The organism is Streptomyces sp. NPDC002076 (genome assembly GCF_053593835.1).
Genome location: NZ_JBSFDI010000006.1, coordinates 106,629 through 120,999 on the forward strand (window position 1 = coordinate 106,629; position 14,371 = coordinate 120,999).

Consider the following 14,371-nt stretch of genomic DNA (forward strand, 5'->3'; position numbering starts at 1 on the left):
CCGCGTCCCCGCGAAAGGCCGGCCGAAGGCCGGTCACAGGTCAGTCAGACGCAAGGAGCAGCACAGTCATGCCCATGGATACCTACGCCGTCCTGCGCGCCCTGCTGCGCGCGGAGGCCCGGCGCGCGACGAAACCGAAGCCGGAGCAGAAGCACAAGGAAGAGCCGCAGCGGCCGTCCGAGGAACGGCAACGCTGAACCGGTACCGGCGAAGGCGGGCCACCGCCTTCGCCGGGCCGTGCCATACCGAACAGGGGGCGGGGGGATCTCGCGGCCGGCCTGGTGCCCGGCTTCTCGGGGGCCGGCTCGCGATCCACAGCCTGTGCACAACGCCCGTGGAGCGGGGAGCCGCACACCGCCCGCTCCGGTACGGTCCCGCCCGTCCCGACCCCTGTGCCCGGTGATCTCGTCCCGTTAACGGCACATATGACCCCTCTACGAAATCTTTTCAGGCGCCGCACTCCGCCGCCATGGCTGCGCCCGGAACGTCTTGACCGGTAGGCTTTCCGTGTGATCTTCAAGCGCATCGGAAACGGCCGGCCGTACCCCGACCACGGCCGGGAAAGCACCCGGCAGTGGGCGGACGTCGCGCCGCGCCCGGTCCGCCTCGATCAGCTCGTGACCACCAAGCAGCAGCTCGACCTGGAGACCCTGTTGGCGGAGGACTCGACGTTCTACGGCGACCTCTTCGCACACGTCGTGAAGTGGCAGGGCGACCTCTATCTGGAGGACGGGCTGCACCGCGCGGTCCGCGCCGCCCTCCAGCAGCGCCAGGTGCTGCACGCGCGCGTGCTCGAACTCGACTGACCGGCGCGACACCCCCCTTGACCCTTTCGGGTTCCCCTGAGCGGCATCGACTGATCATCTAATAGGCAGCGCCGCTCGGGCGCACTACGCTGCGCCCATGAGCATGCTCACTCCCCCTGGCATGGGCGGCCGGTACCGGATCACGGGGGACAAATACCCTCGGATGCGTCCGCCGCGCCGACGCGCCAGGCTCGTGGCCGCCGTGGTTGCGTCCGTCGCCGTGCTCGGCCTGATCGGCTGGGGCACCCTGCAGCTCATCGACGTCTTCACCGGCGGCAAGAAGGCCTCGGCGGCCGGCCCGAAGACCGACTGCCGTCCCAAGGCCGATACGGCCGCACAGGTGAAGGCCCTGCCGAAGCCGGGCCAGATCACCGTGAACGTCTACAACGCCACCGCGCGCACCGGGCTCGCCAAGTCCACCGCCGACGAGCTGAAGAAGCGGGGCTTCAGGATCGGTGACGTGGGCAACGCGCCCGGGCAGTACGACAAGAAGGTGAAGAGCGCCGGGATACTGCTCGGTCCCGCGGCCGCCCAGAACACCTCGCTGCCGGTGCTCGCCGCCCAGCTCACCGGCGCCGAACAACGGGCCGACACCCGCAAGGGCACCGATGTCGACCTCATCCTGGGCGACGCCTTCAAGGGCCTGGTGAAGCCGACGGAGGCGGACCAGACCCTGGCCAGGCTGACCGCGCCCGCATCGACGTCGGCGCCTTCCATCAAGAAGGGGTGCTGAACCCGGGGGCGATCACTCAGCACCCCCCGATCAGCACCCCGGTCGGCGCGGAAACTACTCGGCCGCCCCGTAGAGACGATCCCCCGCGTCCCCCAGCCCCGGCACGATGTACCCGTGCTCGTTGAGGTGGTCGTCCACGGCCGCCGTGACCACCGTCACCGGCGTCCCCGCCAGCTCCCGCTCCATCACCTCGACGCCCTCGGGAGCGGCGAGCAGCACCACCGCCGTCACATCATCCGCACCGCGCTTGATCAGCTCCCGGATCGCTGCGACCAGCGTGCCGCCCGTCGCCAGCATCGGGTCCAGGACGTACACCTGACGGCCGGAGAGGTCCTCCGGCATGCGCGAGGCGTAGGTGGAGGCCTGCAGCGTCTCCTCGTTGCGGATCATGCCCAGGAAGCCCACCTCGGCGGTCGGCAGCAGCCGGACCATGCCGTCCAGCATGCCGAGGCCGGCGCGCAGGATCGGCACCACCAGCGGGCGGGGGCGGGCGAGCTTGACTCCGGTCGTCTGCGCGACCGGGGTCCGGATGTCGACGGCTTCGGTGCGCACGTCCCGCGTGGCCTCGTAGGCGAGCAGGGTGACCAGTTCGTCGGCGAGCCGCCGGAAGGTCGCGGAGTCGGTGCGCTGGTCGCGCAGCGTGGTGAGCTTGTGGGCGACCAGGGGGTGGTCGACGACATGGAGACGCATGCCCCTAACGGTACCCGCGCCGCGGCCCCCGCCCGTTCCGGCGTACCCCCCACCGGGACCCCGGCCCGGACCCCGGCCGACACCCCTCCGGCCCTGGCTCGAAGCGGCCGTACGGGGGAAAGTGGGAGGGAGGAACTGGGGTGGTGTGACGTGCCCGACCTGCCTGGCCTTCCGGAGAACGCACCCGAGGGCGCCGACGAGCCCGCGATACGCGCCGCGGCCGTACCGGAGACGGACGCCGAGCGCCGGCGCCGCCGCGCCCGGTTCCTGCGTGACCTCGCCGAGGCCCGTGAGCTGCGCGCCCGGGTCCAGCCACGACGCGCCAAGGCCGCGCGGCTGCGCCACGCGCTGCGCATGCGGACGTTCCGCTGGTAGACCGACTGCGGGAGGGACACGCTTGGGAATCCTCGTGGGAATCCTCTGGGGCAGGACCCGGTAAGGAAGTTCTGGGTCAGGAAGATCCGCGCACACACCGGCGTTTGCGAGGTGGGTGTGCGTGACCGGCCGGAAAAGCCGCGTACGATCCGCAGGTGGCTGCAAGACACAGGGCGCCGAAGACGTCCCCTGAACGCCTTGTTTCTGCCACGATTCCGAGTGGGTGGGGCTCGGAGCCCAGCTCTCTCCGCCCAAGTACCTCCGCCGGGGGGACCCCCAACCGGCACGCCTATGACCAGTGGGAGAGTCACGGTGTACTTCGCCGCACTGCTCGCGCGCACCGAAGACGGGTGGGAAGCGAGCGACACAGAGCTCGACGATGTGGAGACCCTGTCGGATCTTGCCGACCTGGCCCGTGAAGCCTCTCCCGAGGAGGACACGGTGCTCGTGCTGATCGAGCAGGAGGACTCCTGGTTCGGCGTCGTCCGCGTGGACGGCGAGGACGACCCTCGCATCTACGTCTCGGACGCGGCCGCCGCCCAGCGCAGCGCGTACGGCGAGCTGCTGCTCACCGACGAGCTGCTCGGCCGGGAGCCAGGTGCCGACGACGGCCCCGATCTGGACTCCCTCGACCTCGACGGCACCGAGGACGGCGAGTCCGAGTCCGCCGAGGACGACGAGGAGGGCGCCGCCGCCGACGCCGTTCCGCACAGCCCCGTGGGCGACAGCCAGATCCTCGACGACCTGGGCATCAGCGAGAAGGAACTGCGCTCGCTGGACGCCGAGGACGCGCTGGGCGCGATCGCCGAGGCCCTGGGCGCCTCGGAGGTGCTGGAGACCGTCCGCTGACCGTCGAGCACCCGGCCGCCGCTCCGGACCCGGTGCGCGACCGCTGGCGGGCCGCGATGCGACTCGCCCTGGCCGAGGCCGAACGGGCCGTCCGGGGCGGGGACGTCCCCGTCGGCGCCGTCGTGCTGTCCCCGGACGGTACGACGGTGCTCGCCGTCGGGCACAACGAGCGCGAGGCCACCGGCGATCCCACGGCCCACGCGGAGGTCCTCGCGATCCGGCGGGCCGCCGCCCTGCTCGGGGAGTGGCGGCTGGCCGGCTGCACGCTCGTGGTCACCCTGGAGCCGTGCACGATGTGCGCGGGCGCGATCGTCCAGTCCCGCGTCGACCGGGTCGTCTACGGCGCCCGGGACGACAAGGCGGGCGCGGCGGGCTCGCTGTGGGACGTGATCCGCGACCGGCGGCTCAATCACCGCCCGGAGGTCGTCGAGGGCGTCCTCGCGGCGGACTGCGCCCGCCTGCTCACCGAGTTTTTCCGGGACCGGTGAAAACCGATTTCGGAGCACGCCCCGGTGTGCTGTAAGGTCTCCCTCGGTAGCGTGTCCGAGCGGCCGAAGGAGCTCGCCTCGAAAGCGAGTGTGGCGCAAGTCACCGAGGGTTCAAATCCCTCCGCTACCGCTTGAAGAAGGGCCCTGTCGAAAGACGGGGCCCTTCGTGCGTCCCGGGGACGGGACGCAAAAGACCTCGGGCGACGGACCGTTGGTCCCCTGAAAAGGGCGCGAAGGTTACACTCGCCGCCGGCAACAGGGGCTCACAAGGCGCACGCACAGGGGAGGCCGCGGTGGCGGTGAACGCCAAGAAGATCGCCGTATACGTGCTCGTGGTCTTCGCACTGTATGTGATCATCACGGACCCGCCCAAGGCGGCCCATTACGTACAGATAGTCTTCGAGGGCATATCGGACGCGGCCAAGGCCGTGGGCGACTTCATGACGTGGGTCGCCAACGGAGGAAAGAGCTGAGGTACATCCCATGATCCGCCACCTGGTCCTCTTCAAGCTCAACGAGGGCGTCGAGCGCGACGATCCGCGGGTCGTGGCGGGCGTGGAGGCCTTCAGGGCCCTCGGCGGCCAGATCGAGGAGCTGCGCTTCTGGGAGTGTGGCTGGAACATCAGCGACCGGCCGGTCGCCTACGACTTCGCGATCAACTCGGCGGTCGAGGACACCGACGCCCTCCAGCGCTATCTGGAGCATCCGGCCCACCAGGCGGGCGTCGCGATGTGGCGCGAGTTCGCCACGTGGGTGATCGCCGACTACGAATTCTGACCACTTCCGCCCGGGAGCCCCCCGCCGCAACGGCGGGGGGCTTTGGTGCGTCTTAATCCCCAACTTGTTGGAGTTTGAACACAACACGGGGTAATGCGGTGCTTGCACACAGTGCACATGTCTTGTGATGCTATGACCGCTTTTGACCGATCATTGAGCGACGAAGAGGTGGCGTTGACCGTGTCGGCCAGTACTGCGCCGCCTCAGGAGGAGGCGGCCCCGCCCGCCCCCGCCACCGCTCCCGCGGGCCCCGAGAAGCGGCGCGGTTCCGACACGCGAGCTCTCACCCAGGTGCTCTTCGCCGAGCTGAAGGAGCTCTCCCCGGGCACGCCGGAGCACCACCGCGTGCGCGGGGCGTTGATCGAGGCGAACCTCCCGCTCGTGCGCTACGCCGCCGCCCGCTTCCGCTCCCGCAACGAGCCCATGGAGGACGTGGTCCAGGTCGGCACCATCGGTCTGATCAACGCCATCGACCGGTTCGACCCGGACCGGGGCGTGCAGTTCCCCACCTTCGCCATGCCGACCGTGGTCGGCGAGATCAAGCGCTACTTCCGGGACAACGTCCGCACCGTCCACGTGCCGCGCCGGCTGCACGAGCTGTGGGTCCAGGTCAACAGCGCCACCGAGGACCTCACCACGCTCTACGGCCGCTCCCCGTCCACCGCCGAGATCGCCGATCGGCTCAGGATCAGCGAGGAGGAGGTGCTGAGCTGCATCGAGGCGGGACGCTCGTACCACGCCACCTCGCTGGAGGCCGCCCAGGAGGGCGACGGACTGCCCGGACTGCTGGACCGCATCGGCTACGAGGACCCGGCCCTGGACGGCGTCGAACACCGCGACCTGGTCCGCCATCTCCTCGTCCAACTCCCGGAACGAGAACAGCGAATCCTTCTCCTGCGCTACTACAGCAATCTCACCCAGTCGCAGATCAGCGCGGAACTCGGCGTCTCCCAGATGCACGTCTCCCGGCTTCTCGCCCGCAGCTTCCAGCGGCTGCGCTCGGCGAATCGCATCGACGCGTAGAAGCCCCCGGGGCGGAGCACAGCAGGCGCACGGAAGCACGCACGGGATCATCCCCTGCATCGCAAACCCGATCGATGCATCACCACCGAGAGCGAATCGCTCACCAGCGCAGATGCCGACAGTTGGGCCCCCGAAAAGCGTCAGACCCCGTCTTTCCAGGGCCGATTCACTTCTCACATGTCGACATGTCACTACAGCGTGTTGCCGACATGTGACATTCTGCGGGAGACGCGTTTGCCGGGCCTTCGGCGCCGGTATTCAGGTGAAGGCTGCGCTGCTCGCAAGAACGGCGCCGCCACGACCGTCCCGCGACCCAAAGGGGGTGGCATGTCCGCAGACCAGGGCAGCTCGAAGGTGCTGACGCCCGCGACGAGCGAGGCAGCGCCCAAGGAGCTCGACGCTCTCGACGTCCTCGACGGCATCGAGGGCGTCACGGCCCTCGACGCCGCGCCGTCCCCGACCGCCCCGGCGGCCGCCGACCTCCCGGCTCCGCCGGCCGCGGGGGACATCGACACCCGCACCCTGTCCCGTTCCCTGTTCCTGCGGCTCGCCGCACTCGGCGAGGACAGCCCCGAACGGGCCTACGTCCGGGACACCCTGATCGAGCTGAATCTGCCGCTGGTCCGCTATGCGGCCGCGCGCTTCCGCTCCCGCAACGAGCCGATGGAGGACATCGTCCAGGTCGGCACGATCGGCCTGATCAAGGCGATCGACCGCTTCGACTGCGAACGGGGCGTGGAGTTCCCGACCTTCGCCATGCCGACGGTCGTGGGCGAGATCAAGCGCTTCTTCCGCGACACCTCGTGGTCCGTCCGCGTCCCGCGCCGCCTGCAGGAGCTGCGCCTGGCCCTCACCAAGGCCAGCGACGAGCTGTCCCAGAAGCTGGACCGCTCCCCGACGGTGACGGAACTGGCCGCCGTGCTCGGGGTCTCCGAGGAGGACGTGGTCGACGGCCTCGCGGTCGGCAACGCCTACACCGCGTCCTCCCTCGACTCGCCGGCCCCCGAGGACGACGGCGGCGAGGGCTCCCTGGCCGACCGCCTCGGCTACGAGGACACGGCCCTGGAGGGCGTGGAGTACCGCGAGTCCCTGAAGCCCCTGCTGGCCAAGCTCCCGCCCCGCGAGCGCCGGATCATCATGCTCCGCTTCTTCGCCAACATGACCCAGTCCCAGATCGGCGAGGAGGTCGGCATCTCCCAGATGCACGTCTCACGCCTGCTGACCCGGACGCTGGCGCAGCTGCGGGAGGGCCTGATCTCCGACTGACCGTGTGCCGGCCCCTGCGGGGCGCTGGTCCCGTCCGGACCCTTCCTATCTGACGAGGCGTCAGCCACCATGGCCCGATGCTTCGTACGACGACATGGACACGTGGCCGCCGAGGCGCCGTTACGGCAGCGTCGGCGGTCGTCGTCGTCCTGGGCGGGGTGCTTGCCGCGTGCGGGGGCCATGGCCCGGGCGGCGGATATGTCGCGGTCGGCTCGGGACAGCGCGGGCCGGGCTCTGTCGGCCCGACGGGGTCCGTGACCCTGGTGCCGCTCGACGGAGGCGGCGGCACGAGCGGGAGCCCCCGTAACTCACCTGGCGCGGTCGCGTCTTCGGGCAGCACCGGTACCTCGGGCGGAACGAACGCTCCGGAGCAGGCTTCCGCCGCCCCCGGCGGTGACGGCTCCCCCGCCACTCCCGGCCCGACCGGCACGGACAGCCGTACGACACCGTCCGCCACCTCGCCCGGTCCCAGCCCCGGCCCCACTCACGGCCAGGGCAGGCCCCCCACACCCGCCGATCTCTCCTGGGGCAGCCCGACGACCGGGGCGACGGACCAGCGCTGGTGTCAGAAGGTGACCGTCGGCTTCCACAACTCGGGGGGCACGGCGGTGCGTTCGGGGTCCGTGACCTTCGGGACGCACGTCATCGGCGCGCTCGGCATCGACTGGGGGACGGTCGACTCGACGGTCGGCCTTCCCGTGCCGATCGCACCGGGCGCGCACGAGGACCACACCTGGACGGTGTGCGTCGACGCCTGGCGTGTGCCGCTCGGCATGCACATCGAGACGCGCGACGTGTCCGTCCAGTGGAAGTGATCGCCTGACGGCGGTCCTACTTCAGCGCCAGCCAGGCCACGCCCGCCACCACGGCGATCGCCACGACGACACCGATGATCAGGCCGATACGGGGGCCGGAGGAGGCGGCGGCCGGCTGCTGCTGTCGGCCCTGGGGGGCCTCGTCTACGAACGCGCGGAACATCTGGGTGCTGCCGGCGGGGTCGTAGTTGCCCTGGGGGCCCTGGGTGTTAGCCATGGCCCGAGACCTTAGCGAAGACAGGCGGGGCCGCCCAAGTGGGGGGCCACCGGGACAGACAGGGGCACCCCGCCCGCACCTACCTGCATGTTTACTGTTGCAACACTTGCCTTTGCCAAGTTTTTACGCCGCGGGACCCCTCGTTTATTTGCCTGCAGCAACCAAACAGGCTTAAGGTTGCCTCAAGCAACGAATACGGGAGGTGTGATGGCCGAGCAGGCGCAGTTCGAGGAGCTGGCGCGTCAGCTCAGCGCCGTCGGAGCCGTGAAACGGGACATGGGGCGGATCCTGCCGCCCGACTGCCCGGGCGGTTCGGCCGCCGTGCTGACCCTGCTCGGCCGCCACGGAGACATGCGCATGAGCAAGCTCGCGGAGCTGCTCGCCGTGGACATGTCGGTCACCAGCCGGCATGTCGCGCACGTCGCCGCGCGCGGCTGGATCGAGCGGCACCCGGACCCGGCGGACAAGCGCTCGCGCATCCTGCGCCTGACGCCCGCGGGCCTGGAGGAGCTCCATGAGCTGTCCCGGCGGACCACGCATCTGCTCGCCGAGCGGCTCGCCGACTGGACCGACGACGAGGTGGCCCAGCTGATCCGGCTGATGACCCGCCTGCGCGCGTCCTTCGGCGACTGCCGGTCCGTCCCGGTACGGTTCCCGGCCGCCCCAGCCGCCCCCGTACTCGAAGAGACCACCCGTACACCCGCAAGCACGTAAGAGAAGGAAGCCCATGGCAACGACCACACCAGCCGGTGTGCGGGCTCACGCCAAGCACGGGGGAGGCTCCGCGGCGGGCCACGCCCCGATGACGCACCGGCAGATCATGGAGGCCCTGTCCGGCCTCCTCCTCGGCATGTTCGTGGCGATCCTGTCGTCCACGATCGTCTCCAACGCCCTGCCGCACATCATCGGTGACCTCGGTGGCGGTCAGTCCGCCTACACCTGGGTGGTCACCGCCGCCCTGCTGTCGATGACCGCGGCCACTCCCCTGTGGGGCAAGCTCGCCGACCTGTACAGCAAGAAGGCCCTCGTCCAGATAGCCCTGGTCATCTACGTCCTCGGCTCGATGGCCGCCGGTCTGTCGCAGAACGCCGGCATGCTGATCGCCTGCCGGGTCGTCCAGGGCATCGGTGTCGGCGGTCTGTCGGCCCTCGCCCAGATCGTCATGGCCGCGATGATCTCCCCGCGTGAGCGCGGCCGTTACTCCGGCTACCTCGGCGCCACCTTCGCCGTCGCCACCGTCGGCGGCCCGCTGCTCGGCGGTGTCATCACCGACACCTCCTGGCTGGGCTGGCGCTGGTGCTTCTACGTCGGTGTCCCGTTCGCCGTCATCGCCCTGATCGTGCTGCAGAAGACCCTGCACCTGCCCGTGGTCAAGCGGGAGGTGAAGGTCGACTGGGGCGGCGCGTTCTTCATCTCGGCCGCCGTCTCGCTGCTGCTGATCTGGGTCACCTTCGCCGGCGACAAGTACGACTGGGTGTCGTGGCAGACGTACGCGATGGTCGGCGGTTCGATCGTCCTCGGCGCGCTGTTCGTGCTCGTGGAGTCCAAGGCGAGTGAGCCGATCATCCCGCTGCGCCTGTTCAGGAACCGCACCATCACCCTGGCGTCCCTCGCCTCCCTGTTCGTCGGCATCGCGATGTTCACCGGCACGGTGTTCTTCAGCCAGTACTTCCAGCTGGCCCGGGACAAGTCCCCGACGATGTCCGGCGTCATGACCATCCCGATGATCGGTGGCCTGTTCGTCTCCTCCACCGTCTCGGGTCAGTTCATCACCCGCACCGGCCGCTGGAAGGCGTGGCTGGTCAGCGGTGGTGTCCTGGTGACGGCCGGCCTGTGCCTGCTCGGCTCCATCCGGTACGACACCGAGTACTGGAAGATGGCGATCTTCATGGCACTGCTGGGTCTCGGCATCGGCATGATGATGCAGAACCTGGTGCTCGCCACCCAGAACCAGGTCGCCCCGTCCGACCTCGGCTCGGCCAGCTCCACGGTCACCTTCTTCCGCTCCCTCGGCGGTGCGGTCGGCGTCTCCGCGCTCGGCGCAGTGATGTCCCACCGCATCACGCACTACGTCCAGGACGGCATCTCCGCCCTGAGCCCGAAGTACCAGGCGGCCCTGGCGGGTTCCAGCTCCACCGACAGCATCCCGGACATGGGCAAGCTGCCGGCGCCGCTGCGGACGCTGCTGGAGAGCGCCTACGGCCACGGCATCGCCGACGTCTTCTTCATCGCCGGCTGCCTCGCCGCCCTCGCCTTCCTGATCACCCTGTTCATCAAGGAGGTCCCGCTGAAGACCAAGGGTGCGCTCGCCCAGGCCGCCGAGGCCGACGCCCCGGCCGCCCCCGTGGAGACCGTTGTGGAGAACGCCGTGCAGGAACCCGCACAGCAGCAGGTGCCCAGCTGGGCCACGCCCGTCGTGTCCGACACCTCCGCCCAGGCACCGGCCGCGGCCACGGCCGCCCGGCCGGCGGCGACCGCCGTCGCCACCATCGCCGAGCCCGGTACGGGCGGCGGCACCCCGGTGCACGGCTTCGTCCGCGGCGCCGAGAGCGCGCCGGTCCCGCAGGCCGCGGTCACCCTGATCTCGCTGTCCGGCCGCCAGCTGGGCCGCGCGGTCGCCCAGGCCGACGGCTCCTACTCCGTCGACGCCCCCGGCACCGGGTCGTACGTCCTGATCGCCTCCGCCGACGGCTACCAGCCGCAGGCCTCCACCGTCGTGGTGGGCGAGGAGCCGCTGTCGTACGACATCCTGCTCAGCGGCACCAGCGGGCTGACCGGTGTGGTCCGGGCCGCCGGGAGCGCGCTGCCGGTCAAGGACGCCATGGTGATCGTCACCGACGTCCGCGGTGATCTGCTGGCCACCGCCGCCACCGGCGAGCAGGGCGACTTCGCCCTCACCGACCTGGTGCCCGGCACGGTCACCCTGGCCGTCAACGCGAGCGGGTTCCGGCCGCGCGCCCTGCCGGTGGAGATCGGCGCCACCGGGGTCACCCGGATCGAGATCGACCTGGACGCCGGCGCCCAGCTCCAGGGTGTCGTCCGGGCCCCGCACGGCCCGCTGGCCGACGCCCGGGTGACGCTCGTCGACCAGGCGGGCAACGTGGTCGGCACCGCCACCACCGGTGTGGACGGCGCGTACGCCTTCACCGACCTGGACAGCGGCGAGTACACGGTCATCGCGACCGGCTACCCGCCGGTGGCGACGGCCCTGACCGTGGCCGGCACCGGGGTCGACGGGCACGACATCGAACTCGCCCACCCCAGCGAGTAGTTCACTCCCGGCCCGTGGCACACGCACCGTCGTGTGTGCGCCACGGGCCGGTTTCATACGACCGATTTGTAAGGCTTTGCAGGGAGAAAACGGGATGGGACTGACCGCGAAGATCCGCACGCGAGACGGGTGGGCCGTGTCGCACGCGGTCGTCACGGTGACCGACATGACCGGCACGCAGGTGCTGCGCGCCGAGGCGGACGCCGAGGGAGCCGTACGGGATGCCACCGAGCTGGCGCCGGGGGCGTACACGGTGATCGTGACGGCCGTCGGGTACGCGCCCGCGGCCTCCTCCGCGATCGTCACCGCCAGCGGCCGGGCCGAGGTCGGCACGGTCACCCTGGCCCGGCAGGGCGGCACCGAGCTGCCGCCGCCCGGGCCCTGGAGCATCGACCCGGTGCACTCCTCCGTGGCCGCGGTCGCCCAGCACCTGGGGATCTCCAGCGTGCACGGGCGGTTCACCGAGTTCGGCGGCACGATCGAGATCGCCCCGGACGACGTCACCAAGTCCCGTGTGCAGGCGGTGATCAAGGCCGCGTCCATCGACACGGGCAACGGCATGCGCGACGGGCATCTGAAGTCCGCGGACTTCCTCGACGTCGAGCAGCACCCGGAGATCAGCTACCGCTCGACGGGCGTGACCCAGTCGGGCTCCGACCGCTGGACGGTGCACGGCGAACTGTCCATGCACGGGGTCGTACGACCGGTGGACCTGGACCTCGCCTACCTCGGCACCGGGGCGGACCCGTGGGGCGGCACGCGCGCCGCGTTCCGGGCGACCGCCGAACTGCGCCGCGAGGACTTCGCGATGAACTACAACCAGGTGCTCCAGGCGGGCATCGCGGCGATCGGTACGACGCTGAAGGTGGAGCTGGACATCCAGGCGGTGCAGGGCGACTCGCTGCCCCAGGCGTAGGCACGGCAGGGTCAGCCACGGGCGCGCACACTGCCCCTAGGCTGCCCCCATGGCACCGAACATCGCTACCAACACCCGTGTATCGCTGGACGAGCTGCTGGACTTCGTACGGCCCCGGCACCGCGCCCTGCTGATCACCCGCCGCGCCGACGGCGGACCGCAGGCCTCCCCGCTGACCTGCGGGGTCGACGACTCGGGACGGATCGTCGTCTCCACCTACCCCGAGCGCGCCAAGACCCGCAACGCCAAACGCGATCCGCGGGTGAGCCTGCTCGTCCTGAGCGACGAATGGAACGGCCCCTGGGTCCAGATCGACGGCACGGCCGAGGTCATCGACGCGCCGGACTCCGTGGAACCACTGGTCGAGTACTACCGCAACATCGCCGGCGAACACCCCGACTGGGACGAGTACCGGGAGGCGATGGTCAAGCAGGGCAAGTCCATCATCCGGGTGACACCACAGCGGTGGGGACCGGTGGCGACCGGCGGGTTTCCGGCGCGGCTGGCCGGCGATCTATGAACACCGCCCGCTCCCACCCGACGGACGGAGTCCGGCGCAGCGCCCCGAAGCCTGCGAAGCAGTGCGAGAGGCGCAGACAGGAAGGGCCCGGGAGGCGATGGTCAAGCAGGGCAAGTCCATCATCCGGGTGACACCACAGCGGTGGGGACCGGTGGCGACCGGCGGGTTTCCGGCGCGGCTGGTGGGTGGTGGGGAGTAGTCAGCCTCGGCCGACCATCGCCTCGATGCCGGCGATCAGCAGGTCCAGGGCGAAGGTGAAGTCGCGGTCCAGCATCTCGTCGACCGTGTCCCCGCCGCGGGCCGCCATGAGGTCCTTCGACTCCTCGACGACCTCGGCGGTCCCCGGGGCCTCGGTCACCAGGGCCATGGCCTGCTCGTAGTACTCGTCGGCGCTCAGCCCGGTGTCCGCGATCCGGGCGAAGAAATGACCCTCGATCGTGCCGAAGCCGTACACGAACTGGAAGACCGCCGAGATCGCCCCCGTCACCCCGTGCGCGGGCAGCCCCGCCCGGCGGACGACCCGCTGGACCGCGCGGGAGAACGCCAGCGAGTTCGGGCCGATGTTGAGGTAGCGCCCCGCCAGCGGCGACAGCCACGGGTGGCGCACCAGCAGCGCCCGGTACTCGGTGGCCAGCCCGCGCAACTGCTCGCGCCAGTCCTCGCCCTCGGCGTCCGGATCCGGCAGCCGCAGCTCGCCGAAGGCCGCGTCCAGGGCGAGTTCGAGCAGGTCGTCCTTGGTGTCGACGTACCAGTACAGGGACATCGCGGTGACGTTCAGCTCCGCGGCCAGCCGCCGCATGGAGAACTTCGCCAGCCCCTCGGCGTCCAGCAGCCGAACGGACACCGTCGTGATCCGCTCACGGTCGAGCCCGGAGGGCTGCCCGCCACCGCTACGACCGCTCCGGCGGGCCTTCTCCTCCAGCCAGACACTGCTCCGCGCCGACCGACCTGCGTCCTTCGCCACGGGCGCACCTTTCTCAAATCCAGCCACCGGTCCAACTTAGACGTCGTAAGGGGCGCGGGGCAGCGCCCATATGCGGCTACCGCCGCGTGGGCGCGAACAACCACATATGACCCGCAGCCGCACACATACCCACACCCCCGAGCCCTCAGGCGACCACCCTCTCCGCCCGCCGAAGCAGCCCCGCTGCCACGAACCCACCCAGCAGCACGGCAGCCGCCCCCACCAACTGACCAGCCCCGAGCCCGGCCGACAACGACTCCCCGGATGCCACGGAAGAGCTGAGCACAGCCCCGAGAACGGCAACACCAAGACCGTTCCCGAATTCGGCAAGGGTGCCGTTGATCCCGGCCCCGACCCCCGCCTTCTCCGGAGGAATCGCGCTCATGATGGCGTGCGCCATCGCCGGGTTGGCGACGGCGCACCCCGCCCCGATCAGCACCAGCCCGAGCAGCAACCCGGCGTAGCCGCCGGAGGCAACCGCGATGGCCACCAGTCCGGCGGACATCAGCACCATTCCCAGCGCGATGGACACCGGCGTACCCAGCCGCCCGGACCACTTCGCCGCCAGCCCCGTGAAGTTGAACAGCACGACGGTCAACCCCAGGGTGACCTTGGGAAGCAGACATGTCGTACACCGTATAGCGGTCACTATACGGTGTAC

General features: G+C 70.4%; 18 protein-coding genes, 1 tRNA gene and 1 pseudogene. 16 read left to right on the top strand and 4 right to left on the bottom strand.

Annotated features, from left to right (window positions below; genetic code table 11):
• Positions 1 to 68: 68 nt before the first annotated feature.
• The 3 genes from ACWCQS_RS14910 (at position 69) to ACWCQS_RS14920 (ending at position 1,539) form a co-directional block, all read left to right on the top strand.
• Positions 69 to 197, top strand: coding sequence for a hypothetical protein (locus tag ACWCQS_RS14910; protein WP_451004814.1), 129 nt, complete (start codon positions 69 to 71; stop codon positions 195 to 197).
• Between the two features lie 312 nt (positions 198 to 509).
• Positions 510 to 806 carry a type II toxin-antitoxin system VapB family antitoxin gene (locus tag ACWCQS_RS14915; protein ID WP_004943146.1) on the top strand — a complete coding sequence of 99 codons (297 nt, stop codon included), beginning with the start codon at positions 510 to 512 and terminating at the stop codon, positions 804 to 806.
• Positions 807 to 903: 97 nt separating this feature from the next.
• Positions 904 to 1,539, top strand: a complete 636-nt coding sequence (locus ACWCQS_RS14920) for a LytR C-terminal domain-containing protein (protein ID WP_451004815.1) — start codon at positions 904 to 906, stop codon at positions 1,537 to 1,539.
• Between the two features lie 54 nt (positions 1,540 to 1,593).
• On the opposite strand, the gene upp is transcribed toward ACWCQS_RS14920, so the two are convergent.
• Positions 1,594 to 2,229 carry a uracil phosphoribosyltransferase gene (gene upp / locus ACWCQS_RS14925; protein ID WP_399172964.1) on the bottom strand — a complete coding sequence of 212 codons (636 nt, stop codon included), beginning with the start codon at positions 2,227 to 2,229 and terminating at the stop codon, positions 1,594 to 1,596.
• 159 nt (positions 2,230 to 2,388) lie between these two features.
• Between upp and ACWCQS_RS14930 the strand changes: the two genes are divergently transcribed.
• The 9 genes from ACWCQS_RS14930 (at position 2,389) to ACWCQS_RS14970 (ending at position 7,822) form a co-directional block, all read left to right on the top strand.
• Positions 2,389 to 2,604: a hypothetical protein gene (locus tag ACWCQS_RS14930; RefSeq protein ID WP_451005074.1), complete on the top strand. Its 216-nt coding sequence runs from the start codon at positions 2,389 to 2,391 to the stop codon at positions 2,602 to 2,604.
• Between the two features lie 312 nt (positions 2,605 to 2,916).
• On the top strand, positions 2,917 to 3,453 hold the full coding sequence (locus ACWCQS_RS14935; protein WP_451005075.1) for a tRNA adenosine deaminase-associated protein: 537 nt from the start codon (positions 2,917 to 2,919) through the stop codon (positions 3,451 to 3,453).
• Positions 3,454 to 3,509: 56 nt separating this feature from the next.
• Complete coding sequence (gene tadA, locus ACWCQS_RS14940; RefSeq protein WP_388622481.1) at positions 3,510 to 3,941, top strand: tRNA adenosine(34) deaminase TadA; 432 nt, start codon at positions 3,510 to 3,512, stop codon at positions 3,939 to 3,941.
• Between the two features lie 45 nt (positions 3,942 to 3,986).
• A tRNA-Ser gene (locus ACWCQS_RS14945) sits at positions 3,987 to 4,071 on the top strand.
• A gap of 163 nt (positions 4,072 to 4,234) precedes the next feature.
• Positions 4,235 to 4,414 carry a hypothetical protein gene (locus ACWCQS_RS14950; RefSeq protein WP_055708362.1) on the top strand — a complete coding sequence of 60 codons (180 nt, stop codon included), beginning with the start codon at positions 4,235 to 4,237 and terminating at the stop codon, positions 4,412 to 4,414.
• A 10-nt stretch (positions 4,415 to 4,424) separates the two neighbouring features.
• A complete protein-coding gene (locus ACWCQS_RS14955; RefSeq protein ID WP_451004816.1) occupies positions 4,425 to 4,718 on the top strand; it encodes a Dabb family protein in 294 nt (97 codons plus the stop codon).
• A gap of 132 nt (positions 4,719 to 4,850) precedes the next feature.
• Positions 4,851 to 5,741 carry an RNA polymerase sigma factor SigF gene (locus ACWCQS_RS14960; RefSeq protein ID WP_451004817.1) on the top strand — a complete coding sequence of 297 codons (891 nt, stop codon included), beginning with the start codon at positions 4,851 to 4,853 and terminating at the stop codon, positions 5,739 to 5,741.
• A 327-nt stretch (positions 5,742 to 6,068) separates the two neighbouring features.
• Complete coding sequence (locus ACWCQS_RS14965; RefSeq protein WP_451004818.1) at positions 6,069 to 7,007, top strand: RNA polymerase sigma factor SigF; 939 nt, start codon at positions 6,069 to 6,071, stop codon at positions 7,005 to 7,007.
• 254 nt (positions 7,008 to 7,261) lie between these two features.
• A complete protein-coding gene (locus ACWCQS_RS14970; RefSeq protein ID WP_451004819.1) occupies positions 7,262 to 7,822 on the top strand; it encodes a hypothetical protein in 561 nt (186 codons plus the stop codon).
• Positions 7,823 to 7,838: 16 nt separating this feature from the next.
• Here ACWCQS_RS14970 and ACWCQS_RS14975 read toward each other — a convergent pair whose 3' ends face one another.
• Entirely contained in the window at positions 7,839 to 8,039 is a 201-nt protein-coding gene (locus ACWCQS_RS14975) for a hypothetical protein (protein ID WP_450984735.1), read from the bottom strand.
• A gap of 207 nt (positions 8,040 to 8,246) precedes the next feature.
• Here ACWCQS_RS14975 and ACWCQS_RS14980 point away from each other — a divergent pair, with 207 nt between their 5' ends.
• The 4 genes from ACWCQS_RS14980 (at position 8,247) to ACWCQS_RS14995 (ending at position 12,746) form a co-directional block, all read left to right on the top strand.
• Positions 8,247 to 8,753: a MarR family winged helix-turn-helix transcriptional regulator gene (locus tag ACWCQS_RS14980; RefSeq protein ID WP_451004820.1), complete on the top strand. Its 507-nt coding sequence runs from the start codon at positions 8,247 to 8,249 to the stop codon at positions 8,751 to 8,753.
• Positions 8,754 to 8,766: 13 nt separating this feature from the next.
• Positions 8,767 to 11,310, top strand: coding sequence for an MFS transporter (locus tag ACWCQS_RS14985; protein ID WP_451004821.1), 2,544 nt, complete (start codon positions 8,767 to 8,769; stop codon positions 11,308 to 11,310).
• A gap of 94 nt (positions 11,311 to 11,404) precedes the next feature.
• On the top strand, positions 11,405 to 12,226 hold the full coding sequence (locus ACWCQS_RS14990) for a YceI family protein (RefSeq protein ID WP_451004822.1): 822 nt from the start codon (positions 11,405 to 11,407) through the stop codon (positions 12,224 to 12,226).
• 49 nt (positions 12,227 to 12,275) lie between these two features.
• Entirely contained in the window at positions 12,276 to 12,746 is a 471-nt protein-coding gene (locus ACWCQS_RS14995; RefSeq protein ID WP_451004823.1) for a PPOX class F420-dependent oxidoreductase, read from the top strand.
• 199 nt (positions 12,747 to 12,945) lie between these two features.
• On the opposite strand, the gene ACWCQS_RS15000 is transcribed toward ACWCQS_RS14995, so the two are convergent.
• Positions 12,946 to 13,710, bottom strand: coding sequence for a TetR/AcrR family transcriptional regulator (locus ACWCQS_RS15000; RefSeq protein WP_388622499.1), 765 nt, complete (start codon positions 13,708 to 13,710; stop codon positions 12,946 to 12,948).
• 145 nt (positions 13,711 to 13,855) lie between these two features.
• Positions 13,856 to 14,314: pseudogene (locus ACWCQS_RS15005) on the bottom strand (MFS transporter); the annotation flags it as partial.
• Positions 14,315 to 14,371 lie beyond the last annotated feature (57 nt).